The 15,041-nt window shown below is 62.2% G+C and carries 16 protein-coding genes; 7 read left to right on the top strand and 9 right to left on the bottom strand.

The features are described 5' to 3' along the window. Window positions 1-29: 29 nt before the first annotated feature. Complete coding sequence (locus tag FFM53_RS11905; RefSeq protein ID WP_138388420.1) at window positions 30-1,025, bottom strand: aldo/keto reductase; 996 nt, start codon at window positions 1,023-1,025, stop codon at window positions 30-32. A 125-nt stretch (window positions 1,026-1,150) separates the two neighbouring features. On the opposite strand from FFM53_RS11905, the gene FFM53_RS11900 reads away from it, so the two are divergent. Then, on the top strand, window positions 1,151-2,059 hold the full coding sequence (locus FFM53_RS11900; RefSeq protein ID WP_138332199.1) for a LysR family transcriptional regulator: 909 nt from the start codon (window positions 1,151-1,153) through the stop codon (window positions 2,057-2,059). A 45-nt stretch (window positions 2,060-2,104) separates the two neighbouring features. On the opposite strand, the gene FFM53_RS11895 is transcribed toward FFM53_RS11900, so the two are convergent. Then, window positions 2,105-2,602 carry a YciE/YciF ferroxidase family protein gene (locus FFM53_RS11895; protein ID WP_072639965.1) on the bottom strand — a complete coding sequence of 166 codons (498 nt, stop codon included), beginning with the start codon at window positions 2,600-2,602 and terminating at the stop codon, window positions 2,105-2,107. 113 nt (window positions 2,603-2,715) lie between these two features. On the opposite strand from FFM53_RS11895, the gene FFM53_RS11890 reads away from it, so the two are divergent. Then, entirely contained in the window at window positions 2,716-3,369 is a 654-nt protein-coding gene (locus FFM53_RS11890) for a hypothetical protein (RefSeq protein ID WP_138388419.1), read from the top strand. Window positions 3,370-3,377: 8 nt separating this feature from the next. Here FFM53_RS11890 and FFM53_RS11885 read toward each other — a convergent pair whose 3' ends face one another. Further along, the gene (locus FFM53_RS11885; protein ID WP_138388418.1) at window positions 3,378-3,821 is read right to left on the bottom strand and encodes a GNAT family N-acetyltransferase; all 444 of its coding nucleotides are present in this window, start codon (window positions 3,819-3,821) and stop codon (window positions 3,378-3,380) included. A gap of 14 nt (window positions 3,822-3,835) precedes the next feature. Further along, the gene (locus FFM53_RS11880) at window positions 3,836-4,783 is read right to left on the bottom strand and encodes an aldo/keto reductase (RefSeq protein ID WP_138388417.1); all 948 of its coding nucleotides are present in this window, start codon (window positions 4,781-4,783) and stop codon (window positions 3,836-3,838) included. Between the two features lie 178 nt (window positions 4,784-4,961). Between FFM53_RS11880 and FFM53_RS11875 the strand changes: the two genes are divergently transcribed. After that, window positions 4,962-5,948, top strand: a complete 987-nt coding sequence (locus FFM53_RS11875) for a Gfo/Idh/MocA family protein (protein ID WP_138388416.1) — start codon at window positions 4,962-4,964, stop codon at window positions 5,946-5,948. On the opposite strand, the gene FFM53_RS11870 is transcribed toward FFM53_RS11875, so the two are convergent. Both FFM53_RS11870 and FFM53_RS11865 read right to left on the bottom strand, forming a co-directional pair. After that, window positions 5,949-6,326 (bottom strand): GtrA family protein, encoded by a 378-nt coding sequence (locus tag FFM53_RS11870; RefSeq protein WP_138388415.1) that lies wholly within the window; start codon window positions 6,324-6,326, stop codon window positions 5,949-5,951. Continuing rightward, window positions 6,323-7,330, bottom strand: coding sequence for a glycosyltransferase (locus FFM53_RS11865; protein WP_138388414.1), 1,008 nt, complete (start codon window positions 7,328-7,330; stop codon window positions 6,323-6,325). The genes FFM53_RS11870 and FFM53_RS11865 overlap by 4 nt, the downstream gene beginning before the upstream one ends. Window positions 7,331-7,490: 160 nt before the next feature. On the opposite strand from FFM53_RS11865, the gene FFM53_RS11860 reads away from it, so the two are divergent. Further along, window positions 7,491-9,359: a hypothetical protein gene (locus FFM53_RS11860; RefSeq protein ID WP_138388413.1), complete on the top strand. Its 1,869-nt coding sequence runs from the start codon at window positions 7,491-7,493 to the stop codon at window positions 9,357-9,359. A gap of 119 nt (window positions 9,360-9,478) precedes the next feature. On the opposite strand, the gene FFM53_RS11855 is transcribed toward FFM53_RS11860, so the two are convergent. Next, on the bottom strand, window positions 9,479-9,724 hold the full coding sequence (locus FFM53_RS11855) for a hypothetical protein (protein ID WP_138332207.1): 246 nt from the start codon (window positions 9,722-9,724) through the stop codon (window positions 9,479-9,481). A gap of 339 nt (window positions 9,725-10,063) precedes the next feature. On the opposite strand from FFM53_RS11855, the gene xseA reads away from it, so the two are divergent. Together xseA and FFM53_RS11845 are read left to right on the top strand one after the other, a co-directional pair. Continuing rightward, complete coding sequence (gene xseA / locus FFM53_RS11850) at window positions 10,064-11,644, top strand: exodeoxyribonuclease VII large subunit (protein ID WP_138332208.1); 1,581 nt, start codon at window positions 10,064-10,066, stop codon at window positions 11,642-11,644. 1 nt (window position 11,645) lies between these two features. After that, window positions 11,646-12,239, top strand: a complete 594-nt coding sequence (locus tag FFM53_RS11845) for an NAD(P)H-dependent oxidoreductase (protein ID WP_138332209.1) — start codon at window positions 11,646-11,648, stop codon at window positions 12,237-12,239. Window positions 12,240-12,242: 3 nt separating this feature from the next. Here the strand turns inward: FFM53_RS11845 and FFM53_RS11840 are convergent, their stop codons facing one another. Continuing rightward, a complete protein-coding gene (locus tag FFM53_RS11840; RefSeq protein ID WP_011650088.1) occupies window positions 12,243-12,743 on the bottom strand; it encodes a MarR family winged helix-turn-helix transcriptional regulator in 501 nt (166 codons plus the stop codon). Window positions 12,744-12,824: 81 nt separating this feature from the next. On the opposite strand from FFM53_RS11840, the gene FFM53_RS11835 reads away from it, so the two are divergent. Then, window positions 12,825-13,736 carry an EamA family transporter gene (locus FFM53_RS11835; RefSeq protein ID WP_138388412.1) on the top strand — a complete coding sequence of 304 codons (912 nt, stop codon included), beginning with the start codon at window positions 12,825-12,827 and terminating at the stop codon, window positions 13,734-13,736. Here the strand turns inward: FFM53_RS11835 and FFM53_RS11830 are convergent. Next, complete coding sequence (locus tag FFM53_RS11830) at window positions 13,684-14,937, bottom strand: aminopeptidase (protein ID WP_138388411.1); 1,254 nt, start codon at window positions 14,935-14,937, stop codon at window positions 13,684-13,686. The genes FFM53_RS11835 and FFM53_RS11830 overlap by 53 nt on opposite strands. Window positions 14,938-15,041: the final 104 nt, after the last annotated feature.

Genomic DNA, 15,041 nt, shown 5'->3' with positions numbered 1-15,041 from the left:
GGGCTTTCGCTCTTTGTTTCGGCAGGGGTTCAGATGTTCGTCATGGCAAGCGAGGCGTCCGAATAACGCTTGCCGGCGACCTGCCCGGCCGGGATGACCTCTTCAAGCCTCGCAAGTTCCGCCGGGTTGAGCACGATATCGGCGGCCGCGGCGTTCTGTTCGAGATGATGAAGCTTGCGGGCGCCCGGTATCGGCACGATGTCGTTGCCCTGGCTCAACACCCAGGCGAGCGCCAGCTGCGCCGCCGTCACGCCCTTCTCGGCGGCAAGCCGCTCGAGCGTTGAGACGAGGGCGGCATTGGCGTCGAAATTTTCCGCCTGGAACCGCGGCACCTGCCGGCGGAAATCGTCCGCGTCGAGATCCTCCACTTTGCGGATCGCTCCGGTCAGGAAGCCGCGGCCGAGCGGGCTGTAGGGCACGAAGCCGATGCCGAGTTCGCGGCATGTGGCAAGCACCTCCTCTTCGGGATCGCGCGTCCAGAGCGAATATTCGCTCTGCAAGGCTGCGATCGGATGGACCGCATGGGCGCGGCGAATGGTGGCGCTGCCGGCTTCCGAAAGCCCGAGCGCCCGGACTTTGCCTTCCTTCACCAGTTCCGCCATGGCGCCGACCGTCTCTTCGATCGGCACGTTGGGATCGACCCGGTGCTGGTAGAAGAGGTCGATGGTGTCGATGCCGAGGCGTTTCAGCGAGGCTTCGGCGACCGCTCGTACATGCTTGGGGCGGCTGTCGACGCCGGCGATGGCGGCAGTACCCGGCTTGCTGGCATCGATCTTGAAGCCGAATTTGGTGGCGATCACCACGCGGTCGCGGAACGGCTTCAGCGCTTTGCCAAGAAGAACCTCGTTGGTAAAGGGACCATAGACTTCGGCGGTATCGAAGAAAGTGACGCCGAGATCGATGGCGCGATGCAGTGTCTTGATCGATTCCGCATCGTCGCTGGCGCCATAGGCAAAGCTCATGCCCATGCAGCCGAGACCGACGGCAGAGACGGTCAGATCGTTTCCGAGTTTCCGGGTTTTCATGATGTGCTCCTCTGAGCTGATTTTGAGCCGCTTACGGATGGTTGCGGTACCGCCAGACCATATCGCTGCGCTATCAATCAGAAAATACATGCAGTTTCTAACAGGTTGTTCTATCATTTCGATCAATGAACAGAACACAGCTCTCGCAACTCGCCGTTCTCGCCGCCGTCTCGGAGCATCGCAGCTTCCGGGCGGCGGCGAAGGAACTCCTCGTCGCGCCCTCGGCCATCAGCCATGCGATATCGAGCCTTGAGGAAAGTCTGGGGGTGCGGCTTCTGGCGCGGACCACTCGCAGCGTCGCGCCGACGGAAGAGGGCCGCCTGCTGCTTGAAAGACTTCGTCCCGCACTCGAGGAGATCGATATTGCCTTGGAGGCCGTCCGCGATACGCGCGCCAAGCCGGCCGGAAACCTGCGTATCACCGCGCCGCGCTTCGCCTCCGATCTGCTGCTCGCTCCGCGGCTCGGCGACTTTCTCAACCTCTATCCCGATATCACCCTGGAGATCGCCAATGAGGACGGCTTCACCGATATCGTCAAGGAGGGTTTCGATGCCGGCATCCGGCTGGAAGAGAGCCTGGAAGCCGATATGATCGCGGTCAGGATCTCGCCCAATCTGACGACGGTGATCGCCGCTTCGCCCGAATATTTCGAGCGTCATCCAAAGCCCGAGCATCCGCGCGATCTCGTCCATCACCGCTGTATCAAGCGGCGCTTCACCAACGGCTCGATCTATCGCTGGGAATTCGAAAAGAACGGGCAGGAACTCGTCGTTTCGGTCGATGGGCCGCTGATCGTCAGCGAGGATCGGCTGGCCCTGCTTGCGGCGCTGAACGGCGCCGGCCTTGCCTATCTGTTCGACATGCGGGTCTATGACGAACTGGCGGGCGGCACACTTGTGCGGGTGCTGGAAGATTGGTGCGCGCCCTATGCCGGGCCGTTTCTCTATTATCCCACCCGGCGACAGATGCGCCCGGCGTTGCGCGCCTTCATCGATTTCTTCAGATACAGCGAGCAGGATACGGGCGGCCGGTAAGGAATGGGAACCGGGCCGCCCGTTCTTACTAGGGCGCCGTGTGCATCAGGCAGCCTTTGCCTTCTGGTTTGCCGCCGTGGTGGCGAGCTGGGAGAGGGTCTTGTCGGTGGCCGTTTCCTCCTGCAGCGTCTGATCGAGCAGGCGGACGGCATCCTTGAGGCCGAGCGTCGCGGCCCAGGTCTTCAGCGTGCCGTAGCGGGCGATTTCATAATGCTCGACGGCCTGGGCGGCCGAAATCAGGCCGGCATCGAGAGCCACCGTGCCCTTGAATTCCTCCATGATTTCCTCGCCCTCGGCGATGATGCCCTGGATCGCCTCGCAAGTCTTGCCCTGGGCGCGTTTGCCGATCAGCTCGAAAACCTGCTGCAGGCGCTCGACCTGAGCTTCGGTTTCCTCGCGGTGTTTTTCGAAGCCCTTCTTCAATTCCGGGGATTGAGCGGCGCGCGCCATCTTCGGCAGGGCGCGCAATATCTGCCGTTCGGCGAAGTAGATGTCTTTCAGCGTGTCGTGGAATAGATCTTCCAACGTCTTTTCCTTGGCCATTTTCTCTATCCTTGTTCTGGGGAAAACCGCGAATGCGGCGACACATTAAGAAGCGAAGATCGCGCTAATTGTTCCCGATCGATTTCGGGTGGACTGGAAATCGGTGCCGGGCGATGATTCCTGCCGTCGATGCGCAGGAGAATGACGTCATGCGAAAGCCGAATTCGATGAAGGGTCTGGAGGATCTCGGCCGCGTGCGGCTCTCGCAAAACTTCTTCCTTCGCGATTTCCTGCATTCCGAAATCGCCGATTTCTATCGCATCCCCAATATCCCCGAGGATCCGGATCTGGCGATCGAAGCGGGCAAGAGGCTTTGCGAGGAATTGCTCGAGCCGCTAGAGGCGACGTTCGGGCGCCTGCATATCCGTTCCGGCTATCGTTCGCCCGCGGTCAACAGGTTCGGCAATGAGAACAAGCTGAACTGCTCGACCAATGCCGCCACCGCCGCGCATCACATCTGGGATATGAGGGATTTTGACGGCTGCATGGGTGCAGCCGTCTGCATTGCCGTGCCGTGGATGGTCGACCACTACCACGATGAAAGCGACTGGCAGCGGCTTGCCTGGTGGATTCACGACCACCTGCCTTATGCCTCGCTCTGCTTTTTCCCGAAGCTCTGGGCCTTCAATATCCAGTGGCACGAACGGCCAAAACGAGTGATCCAGAGCTATATCAGTCCGCGCGGTATCCTGACCAAGGCGGGTATGGCCAATTGGGAAGGCGATCACGCCGCCTGTTACGAAGGATTTCCCCCGCTCAGAAACTGATGCGGTGCTCAGAAGGTGATGCGATAGCGGATATGGCCGTCGCTTTCGACATAGCTGTCGTAGAGTGCTCGCGCGGTTCTGTTCTGCTCGCTCGTATGCCAGTAGAGCCGCGACCAGCCCTTGGCTCTGCAGGTTGCGATGAGATCGTCGATCAGCGCCCGCCCGAGGCCTTTGCCGCGCGCATCGGCTTCGACGAACAGGTCTTCGAGATAGCAGTCCCTGCCGCGGATCCACGTGCCCTCATGCGTGAGATAAAGCGCAAAGCCCATCATCCGGCCATCGATTTCGGCGACGCGCATCGCGATTGCCGACGCCGGATCGAAGATCCGCCGCCATGTGGAATCGGTGATATCGGCATCGACCGTGACGTCGTAAAAGGTGAGGTAAGCCGCCCAAAGTTCGCGCCAGCAGGCTTCGTCCTCGGGGCGGGCATCACGTATCGTCACGGTCATGGTGTCTCTTTCTTTCAGGCACCGGCTTGGTCGAGCAGCGCCATCGCATCGTCGGACAGCGCAAGTGTCGCCGATTTCGCCAGGCTTTCAAGCTGCGAAAGGCTGGTCGCGCTGGCGATCGGCGCCGTCACGCCCTTCTTGCGCAGCAGCCAGGCGAGTGAAATTTCCGCCGGCTTGGCACCGGTCTCGGCAGAAACTCTGTCGAGCGCGGCCAGGATGCGCAGGCCTTTGTCGTCGAGATATTTCGAAACCCGGCCCTCGCGTGCGCGGCCTTGCGTATCGGCCTTGCTGCGGTATTTGCCGGTGAGGAAGCCGGCGGCGAGGCTGAAATAGGTGATGACGCCGATGTCTTCTTTGACGCAGAGATCGGCAAGCGGCCCCTCGAAGCTCGCGCGCTCATAAAGATTATATTCCGGCTGCAACACATCATAACGCGGCAGGCCGGCCTTTTCGGCAGCGTCGAAGGAAGCCCGGAGCAGTTTCGCATCATAGTTCGAGCAGCCGATGGCGCGGATCTTGCCTTGCTGCTTCAGCTTGGCATAGGCGCCGAGCGTTTCCTCGTGCGGCGTATCGGCATCCGGCCAGTGCGAGAGATAGACGTCGATATAGTCGGTCTGCAACCGGCGCAGCGAATCCTCGACCGCCTTCAGGATATAGGTCTCCTTCAGCGTCTTTCCCTGTCCCATGTCGGAGCCGACCTTGGTGACGATGACCGCCTTGTCGCGGGAAACCTTGGCGTGGCTTAGCCAGCGCCCGATGATCTCCTCGGAATCGCCGCCCTTGTTGCCGGGAACCCACGAGGAATAGACATCGGCCGTATCGATCGTGTTCAGGCCCGCGTCGAAGAAGGCGTCGAGAATGGCGAAGGATGTTTTTTCGTCGGCCGTCCAGCCGAAGACATTGCCGCCGATGACGATCGGCGCGACCGATAGACCTGTTTTTCCAAGCCGGCGCATTTCCATGACGCTCTCCAGAAGTGTGAAGGAATTGAAATCGCGGATACGGCAGAACGCCGCCCTGGCCAACTTAGTGCGATCCGCGCATTCGGGAAGGCAAACTTCCGTGATTTCAGATTGCGCCATTGCGCCGCAGCTAAGGCCTGAATATGGTTCGCGGAAATCAATTCGGGAGACTTGGATCATGCTGCGTTTCGGTATCATTTCAACGGCGAAGATCGGCCGCGACAATGTCGTTCCGGCGATCCAGGATGCGGAGAATTGTGTCGTCACGGCGATTGCCAGCCGTGATCTCAAGCGCGCAAGGGAGATGGCCGACCGCTTCTCGGTGCCGCATGCCTTCGGCTCCTACGAGGAGATGCTGGCCTCCGACCTCATCGACGCCGTCTACATCCCGCTGCCGACCTCGCAGCATATCGAATGGTCGATCAAGGCGGCGGATGCCGGCAAGCACGTGCTCTGCGAAAAGCCGTTGGCGCTGAAGGCAGACGATATCGACGACGTGATCGCCGCCCGCGACCGCAACCGGGTGGTGATCAGCGAAGCCTATATGATCACCTATTCGCCGGTCTGGCAGAAGGTGCGCTCGTTGATCGACGAGGGCGCCATCGGTTCGCTCCGGCATGTGCAGGGCGCCTTCACCTATTTCAACCGCGACCCCGCCAACATGCGCAACGTTCCCGAGCTCGGTGGCGGCGGCCTTCCCGATATCGGCGTCTATCCCGTCATGGGCACGCGTTTTTCCACCGGCAAGGAGCCGCTCTGGATCCAGGCGATCACCGAGCGCGATGCGGATTTCGGCACGGATATCTATTCGAGCGTCAAGGCCGATTTCGGCGATTTCGAGCTGAGCTTCTATATCTCGACGCAGATGGCCAACCGCCAGGTCATGGTCTTCCACGGCACCGAAGGCTACATTGAGGTCAAGTCGCCGTTCAACGCCAATCGCTGGGGGCCGGAAGAGATCGAGCTTGCCGACCGCAGCCACACTGAATCGCGCATCTTCCGCTTCCAGGACAGCCGCCAGTACAGGCGGCAGGTCGAGGCCTTCGCCCGGGCGGTGACGAACGGCAAGGAAGAGATCGTCACGCTCGAAAATTCGAAGCTGAACCAGAAGGTGATCGACGCGATCTACCGGGCCAGCGAGAAGGACGGCTGGGAAGCAGTTTGATCACTCGGCGCGGAAGACGAAGCGCGAATAGCCGAAGAAGCTGAAGATCATCGAGGCGACGCTGGCGATCACCATGGCCGCCAGCGGTTGAAGCGCCGGCAGCGACAGCAGAAGCGCGGAATAGAGCCCGTAATTGACGAGCGCCGCCGTCACCCCGACCGAGCCGTAGCGGAAACCTTCGGCGGCAAGCGAACGGCCGGAACGATCGAAGGTGAAGCTCCGGTTGAAAGCCCAGGTCGCGGCCATGGCGAAGGCGATCGCCACGAGCCGCGCCAGAAACGGCCCGAGCGGCGTCAGAGCAAGCAGCGCCGACAGGATGCCGGCATCGACGAGGAAGCCGATGCCGCCGGCGATGGAGAAGCGGATGAGCTTTCTCATGCCGCATCCGCCTTGCCGGGACGCGTGCGCGATACCGGCCCTGCGTCGCCGAGCGGCGCCTTCAGCGCGCTCGGCCTTTCCAGGCCCATATAATGGATACGAAGCTGTTCGGCGCGGGCGCGCGCAACGGAATCTAGGATGACGCCGGCGGTGAACAGCATGAAGGAGATCATCATCAGCGCCGTCGACAGCACCCAGGTCGGCATGCGGCTGACGAGACCCGTCTCGAAATATTCCGCCAGCACCGGCGCCATGAAGCCGAGGCTCGCCAGCATGAAGGTGGCGCTGATCGCGCTGAAAAAGGCGAAGGGCCGGGTTTCCTTCATCAGCATCGCAAACATCCAGAGGATCTTGGCGCCGTCGCGGAATGTCGAAAGCTTGGAATGCGAGCCTTCCGGCCGGCGGCCATAGTCGAGCTCCAGCTCGCTGACCGGCAGCTTCAGTCGCGAGGCATGCACGGACATCTCGGTTTCGATCTCGAAGCCGCCTGATACCGCCGGGAAGCTCTTGACGAAGCGGCGCGAAAACGCGCGGTAGCCGGAAAAGATATCGGTGAAGTCGGGGCCGAAGATCATCCGGTAGAGCAGGTTGAAAAGCCGGTTGCCGATCGCATGGCCCTGACGGCCGGCATCGGCGTGCACACCGCGCCTGGTGCCGACCACCATGTCGGCGCGCTCGGTGAGCAGCGTGCGCACCAGTTCCTCGGCATCCTCAGGCGCATAGGTGCCGTCGCCGTCGGCGATGATGTAGATGTCGGCGTCGATATCGGCAAACATGCGGCGCACGACATGGCCCTTGCCCTGACGCCGCTCGCGCACGACATGCGCGCCGGCAAGCATCGCCTGCAGCGCGGTGCCGTCGGTGGAATTGTTGTCGTAGACGTGGATCGCAGCATCGGGCAGCGTCGCCCGGAAACCCTGCACGACAGCGCCGATCGTCGCCGCTTCATTGTAGCAGGGGAGCAGGACGGCAATATTCAGATTATCGGTACGCGATCGGGCCATGACTCTACTCGTTACACTTGAAAGCCGCGCTCAGCCTAAATCATGCGCCGTTAATAAGACCCTATGACGCAGGCAAAATCGGCGGCTGCCACATACGGCTTTACACTTTCTTGATCGGCGGCGGCTAAAGTTCGGATATCGAAACGAAGCGCTAACCACAATGAACGCTGTGCAGCCGATCCCCCATGCATCCTCCGCGATCGACGCTCCCAGGGGCGGGCTGCCCGTTCCCAGCGGCGGGGTGCGCGACCTGTTGACGCGTCTCTGGCCAACCGTCATCGCCTATTGCGTCATCCTTGCCGCCGCCATCCTCATCACCAAGCTTTCCAGCGCCACCGATTACGTCGGCCCCGACAATGATGACGGAATGCGTCTCATCGAGGTTCGCGATTTTCTGGCCGGGCAGGGCTGGTTCGATCTGATGCAATACCGTCTTGGCCTCGACGGCGGTACGCTGATGCATTGGTCGCGGCTGATCGATCTGCCGATCGCCTCGCTGATCTGGTTCTTCGGCCTGTTTGCGCCCCGCGAGACGGCCGAAGCGCTGGCGCTCGCCGTTTGGCCGGTATCGCTCATCCTGCCCGCCATGCTCGCCATGGCGGTTGCCGGCCGGCGCATCGGCGGGGTTGCCGCCATGAATATCAGTCTCGGCTTGACCGGTCTTGCGATCTACACCGGAAACCGTTTCGCGCCGGGCGCCATCGATCATCACAATGCGCAGCTGGCGCTGGTTGCGACGATGATCGCGATGCTGCTGGATCCAGAGCGTCGCGCCTGGAGCTATGCGGTTGCCGGCATCGCGGCAGCCGTTGCTATCGCCATCGGCGCCGAGACGACCCCCTTCGTCGCCGCCGTCTGTCTGACCATTGCCCTGCTCTGGGCATGGGAAGGCGAAGATTTCGCCGCCGCCGCCAAGGCCTTCGGGCTGGCGCTGGCGATTGCGATCAGCATCCTCTTCTTTGCAACGGTGCCGCCCCGGCTTTATTCGACGGTCACCTGTGACAATCTCTCGCTCGGCTACTACAGCCTGGCGGCGATCGGCGGCGGGTTGCTGTTGTTTTCGGCGGTTTTTGCCAGCCACCTGCGCCGGCCCTTGCGCTTTGCCGCACTCGCCGTCGTCGGCGCCGGCGTTCTCGGTTCGGCGATCGTGATCGCACCGCAATGCCTGAGCGATCCGCTGGCCGGTCTCGACCCGATGCTGGTCGAACTCTGGCTGAGAAATGTTTCGGAAGCGCAGTCGATTTTCGCTCTCGGACGCACCGATCTCTTCTCGATCGGTGGCTTCTATGCGGCCGGCCTGTTCGGCATCGCCGTCTGCATCTTCCGCGTCGTTCAGCGTGACCGCATGCAAATCCACTTGGTCCTGCTCTTCCTGCTGATGACGAGCTGGGCAATCGCGCTGGTCCAGGTGCGCGGTTCAACGTTCTCGAACCTGATCTCCATCCTGCCGCTTGCCCTGTTGATTATCGATGTCCGCCGCATCTCCAACGGCGACAGCGAGAATGTCGCAGCAGCCTTCGTCTACATCGTCACCGTGCTCGCCAGTGCTCCGGCCGCCTGGGCGGTCGGCGGCGGATTTGTCTCGCTGCAGATGGAGAATGCTGCGCAGAAGAAAGCGGCAGAGCCGGCAAAGAAGATTTCCTGCGCATCGCGAGCGGCGCTGGCGCCGCTCGCCGGGCTACCGGTCGGACTGGTCTCGGCGCCGTCGGAAATGGGCGTGCCCATCCTCCGCTTCACCGCGAACCGGGTTCTCTCCGCGCCTTATCATCGCAATCAGGGCGGCATGCTGACGGAGCTGCATATCGGCATGGCCGAGCCGCAGGAGGCGGAAGCCTTCCTGAAGGGGACCGGCGTGACGGTGCTTGCCTTCTGCCCCGGCGACCTGCAGACCCGCGAGATCACCAAACTGAAGCCGGATGGGCTCTATGCTGAGCTCGGCAAGGGCAATATCCCGCCCTATCTGGAACCGCTTCCGAAGACGGCGGACGTGGGCGTTCAGTTCTTTCGCTATCGGCCGGCGACGAACTGACGCCGGCATCTTCAGGATAGGATAAAGCATGTAGCGATAACGACATGCGTAAAAACAAAGCAAGCACGGGAAGCCGATCTAAAAGATCGCGACGCGCTTATCAGTGTGAAAACGCGCTGTCAGTGCGAAACACGCATGGCGCGGCGAAGGCGCTGATTGGCATAGAGCCCGAGCACGAAGAGCATGAGGCCACCATTATAGCCGAGCACGGCATAGATGAATGCGAGAATAGACACCGGCCCGGGCGAGGTTATCGCCGCCAACGCGAATGTGATTCCGATCAGCGCGGCGACCAGCGCGATCACGCCAGCCGAACGCGTCTGCCCGGCGCTGACGCCCAATGCTGCTGCTGTGAGAATAATCATTTCAGCACCTTCCCAGAGATAACGAGGGGAAGCATAGGAAGCGCCAACTAACAAAGATTTACCGGCGATCTTCGCCGAAAAGCCTTTGTATTGCGGTGGTTAGCAATCCCTTTCGGCTAAAACGCATATTCTAACTATCCGTTCCGCAACAAAACAGATTTACACGATTTTGTTGTTTGTCCACCTGGCTGCAACGAGTGCATGTGAGGCTGCGTTGAGACGAGTGCGCTCGACGCACCGGTGATGAACCCTCCCGCCAACGATTTTGACGGCGGGGAAAACCGGTTCCTGCACCAATGCCGACCTTCCTGTTTATCGATGATCGACATACAAAGAGGGATGAGCAACGTCTTCGACGGCGATTCGCCGACCAACCTTGCCGAATATTCGGTTTCGGAGCTTTCCGGCTCGATCAAGCGCACCGTCGAAACCGCCTTCGACCAGGTTCGCGTGCGTGGCGAGATTTCCGGCTATCGTGGGCCACACTCCTCGGGCCATGCCTATTTCGCGCTGAAGGACGACCGCGCCCGCATCGACGCCGTCATCTGGAAGGGCACCTTCTCACGGCTGAAGTTCCGCCCGGAAGAGGGCATGGAGGTCATCGCCACCGGCAAGGTCACCACCTTTCCGGGCTCTTCGAAATATCAGATCGTCATCGAGACGCTGGAGCCGGCCGGCGCCGGCGCGCTGATGGCACTGATCGAGGAGCGCAAGCGCAAGCTCGGCGCCGAGGGCCTGTTCGATGCCGCCCGCAAGAAGCGGCTGCCCTTCATGCCCGGCGTAATCGGCGTCGTCACCTCGCCGACGGGCGCCGTGATCCGCGATATCCTTCACCGCATCTCCGATCGTTTTCCAGTGCACGTCCTCGTCTGGCCGGTGAAGGTCCAGGGCGAGGGATCCGGTGAGGAGGTGGCGAACGCCATCCGCGGCTTCAACGCGCTGGAACCTTCAGGCGCCATCCCGCGCCCGGATGTGCTGATCGTCGCGCGCGGCGGCGGCAGTCTGGAAGATCTCTGGAGCTTCAACGACGAAATCGTCGTGCGTGCTGCGGCTGAAAGCCGGATACCGCTGATCTCGGCCGTCGGCCATGAGACCGACTGGACGCTGATCGACTATGCTGCCGATATCCGCGCTCCGACGCCGACGGGGGCTGCCGAAATGGCGGTGCCGGTCAAGGCGGAGCTTGAGGCGCAGGCCGCCGCTCTTGCCGCGCGCCTGCAGGGCTGCATGAACCGGCAGATGGATCAGCGGCGCCAGTCGGTGCGTGCGCTGATGCGGGCATTGCCGTCGCTCGATCAGCTTCTCGCCTTGCCGCGCCGCCGTTTCGACGAGGCGGCGACCGGTCTCGGCCGCGGGCTGGAGCTCAACACCATCAACAAGCGCCGCGGCTTCGAGCGCGTCGGCGCGCATCTACGCCCCGATCTGCTGTCCGGCCGCATCGCCGAGCGCCGCCAGACGCTGAACGAGCGCATGACCCGGGCCGAGCGCATGGTCGAGCGGCTGATCGACCGCTCGAAGTCGCGCGTCGACCGCGCCGAAGCCATCCTCGCATCGCTGCCTGCCCGGCTGAAGACCCAGACCGACCGCGGCCGCGAACGCCTCGGCAATCTTTCGCGCCATGCCGACACGGCGATCCGCCACCAGCTGACCCGTGCGCGCGCCGAGCTTTCTTCGCAGGACCGCGTGCTGCAGTCGCTCTCCTATAAGAATGTGCTGAAGCGCGGCTACGCCGTCATTCGCGACGAGGATAACAGGCCGGTCTCGCAGGCTGCTCACCTCTCCGCCGGCATGGGCATCGCCATCGAATTCGCCGACGGCCGAGTCGGCGCCATGACCACGGAAGGCGGTACACCGCCGGCCAGTGCCAAGAAGCGCAGCACAAGACCCGCAGATCCGCCGAAGCAGGGAAGCCTGTTCTGACATGCGGATCCTGCTGGTGCTTGCCCATCCGTTGGAGGACAGTTTCGCCGCTGCCGTGGCAAGGACGGCGCGTGAGGCGCTGGAAGCGGCAGGCCACGTGGTCGACCTGCTTGATCTCTACCGCGAAGATTTCGATCCACGCCTTTCGAAGGCCGAGCGCGGCGGTTATTTCGACGTGCCTTATGACACCTCAGCCGTTGCCGATATCGTCGCCCGCCTGAAGGCTGCCGACGGCCTGATCTTCGTCTTTCCGCAATGGTGGTTCAATTTCCCCGCAATCCTCAAGGGTTTCTTTGACCGCGTCTTCGCCCCGGGCGTCGCCTTCAGCCATGATGCTGCCGGCGGCCGTATCGTGCCGCAGCTGACCCATATCAGGCTGCTCTATGCGCTGACGACGACAGGCTCGCCCTGGTGGCTGGTACGTCTCTATATGGGCGATCCGGTGCGCCGGCTCTTGAAACGCGGGATCGCCGCCTTCTGCTCGAAGGGATTGAATTTCCGCATGCTCAGCCTGCACGACATGGACCGCGCCACCGATGCAAAGCGCAGGGCGCATCTCGATCGCATGCGCAAGCTGCTATCGGCAATCCGCTAGGCGCTATTCGAAGTCCGCAAGAAACTTGCGCAGCAGCCTGTCGAGTTCCGCCTTGTCGGCCGCGCTCAGATTTTTCGACAGCCGGTGCTGATTGACGACATGCGCATCGACGGCGGTCTCCACCGTCGCAAGCCCTTTTTCCGTCAGCGCGATGAGCACGCTCCTGCGATCCTCCGGATTGAGGATACGTTCGACGTAGCCCGCCTTCTCCAGCTGGTCGATACGGTTCGTCATCGTGCCGGAGCTGACCATGGTCATCTCCAGAAGCTCCCCCGGCGAAAGCCGGTGGGGCGCGCCGGCGCGGCGCAGTGTCGCCAACACGTCGAAGGCGGAGGACGAAAGCCCCTGCTTCATGAGCACGGCCTCCACTTCGCGGCCGAGATGGGTACTCAGGCGTTTCAGACGCCCGAGGATGCCCATCGGTTCGACGTCGAGGTCCGGCCGCTCCCGTCGCCATTGCGCCAGGATCTTGTCGACATGGTCCATCTTGCCGTCTTCGCTCATGCTCCATCGATATCATTCATTATCTTGACGTCAAGATAAGAGGGTGTAGAATGAATTTATCTTGAAATAGAGATTCTCGATATGAAGACAAATTCACGTTACGTCGCCGATCTTGCGACAACCGCGCTCGCACCCGCCATCTGGGGCAGCACCTATATCGTCACCACCACTTTCCTGCCGGCCGGATATCCGCTGACGGTGGCGATGCTGCGCGCCTTGCCGGCCGGTTTGCTGCTTCTCTTCCTGGTCAGAAAGCTGCCTTTCGGCATCTGGTGGGGAAGGGCTTTCGTTCTCGGCGCGCTTAACTTCTCGTTCTTCTGGGCGATGCTCTTCGTCTCGGCCTACAGGCTGCCAGGCGGCGTTGCCGCAACGGTCGGCGCCGTGCAGCCGTTGATCGTCATCGCTTTGTCGCAGCTTTTTCTCGGCAAGCCGGTCCGGCCGCTTGCCGTACTGGCCGGTCTCGCCGGCATGGCCGGCGTCGGACTGCTGGTACTGACGCCGAAGGCGGGGCTCGATCCGATAGGTGTCGCTGCCGGTCTGGCCGGCGCGGTCTCGATGGCCTTCGGCACGGTGCTGACGCGCCGCTGGGCGCCGCCGGTCTCAAACCTCATCTTCACCGCCTGGCAATTGACGGCGGGCGGCATGCTGCTGATGCCTTTTGCCTTTTTCTTGGAACCGGCGCTGCCGATGCCGACCGCCGCAAACATTGCCGGCATTGCCTATCTCGGGCTGATCGGCGCAGCCTTCACCTATCTGCTCTGGTTCCGTGGCCTGTCGCGCATCGAGCCCTCGGCGGTTGCCTCGCTTGGCTTCCTTAGCCCGCTGGTCGCGACCCTGCTCGGCTGGCTGGCGCTCGGCCAGAGCCTGACGCCGGTGCAGATCGGCGGTTTCGCTATGGTGCTTGCAAGCGTGTGGCTCAGTCAGCGCACGATGATGCCGGTCAGGCCCATTCGCCCTGCCGCATTACCGGAACCCGCGAACCATCCGGCTTGATGCCGTCAATATCGACCTTGTCGGAGCCGATCATCCAGTCGATATGGATCAGGCTGGAATTGCCGCCCTGTGCCTTGATCTGCTCCTGGCTCAGTGTCGCGCCATCGAGGAAGCATTTGGAATAGCACTGGCCGAGCGCGATGTGGCACGAGGCGTTTTCGTCGAACAGCGTGTTGTAGAATAGGATGCCGCTGGCCGAGATCGGCGAGGAATGCGGCACCAGCGCCACTTCGCCAAGCCGGCGCGCGCCCTCGTCGGTATCGAGCACCTTGTTCAAGACCTCTTCGCCGCGCGAGGCCTTGGCCTCGACGATGCGCCCGCCCTCGAAACGCACCTGGATATTGTCGATCAGCGTGCCCTGGTGCGACAGCGGCTTGGTGCTCGACACATGGCCTTCGACGCGCAGCGCATGCGGCGTGGTGAAGACCTCCTCGGTCGGGATGTTCGGATTGCAGGTAATGCCGTTCTTGGCGGTGGAAGCGCCGCCATGCCATTCATGCCCGTCGGCAAGGCCGATCGTCAGGTCGGTGCCCGGTCCCTGGAAATGCAGCGAGGCGAAGCGCTCGCCGTTCAGCCAGGCGGAGCGCTTGGCGAGATTGGCATTGTGTTCGGTCCAGGCGGCGACGGGATCGCTGACATCGACGCGCGAGGCGGCAAAGATCGCCTTGGCGAGCTTGGCGATCGCGATCGGCTCCGGATCGTCGGGGAAGACCACCTTGGCCCAGGACGGGTTCGGGTAGGAGACGATGTTCCAGTTGATGTCGAAATTCGAGATCTTTTCCAGCGCCGGCTTGTAGGCGGTGGAGTTGGCGCGATTGGCGCGGCCGACCTTGCCGGCATCCTGCTCGGACAGCAGCATCGGATTGTCGCCGGCAACCGCAAGACGGGCCGCCCCATTGGCATAGGCCTTGGCCATGCCCTCGTAGAGCCAGCCGGAGGCGCGGTCGAAGCTCTCGTCGCTGCCATACTGATAGCGCGCCAGCGTCGTTTCCTCATCGGAATAGAAGGCGGAGACCAGCCCGGCGCCGGCCTGATAGGCGTGCTTGGTGATCAGGCGGACGAGCGGCAGCGCCACGACAGGCGCGGTGATCACCAGATCCTGACCTCTCTGCAGTTGCAGCCCGACCTTGATGGCGACTTCCGCAAGCTTTTCCAGCTTGACGGGATCAACGGTGTTCTGGCTCTGGGGCATGAAAGTCATGGTGCAACCTGCCTTCTGTCATCGACGGTGGGAGGCTGGAAGACTTAGACCCGTTTGCGGCGAAAATGAAGCGCGCCGCTGCCGAATTGCAGCGGCCGGATTGT

This window comes from Rhizobium indicum (assembly GCF_005862305.2).
Taxonomy (GTDB): domain Bacteria; phylum Pseudomonadota; class Alphaproteobacteria; order Rhizobiales; family Rhizobiaceae; genus Rhizobium; species Rhizobium indicum.
Note: the sequence above shows the minus strand (reverse complement) of the source record. Positions and strands in the feature narration are given on the sequence as shown.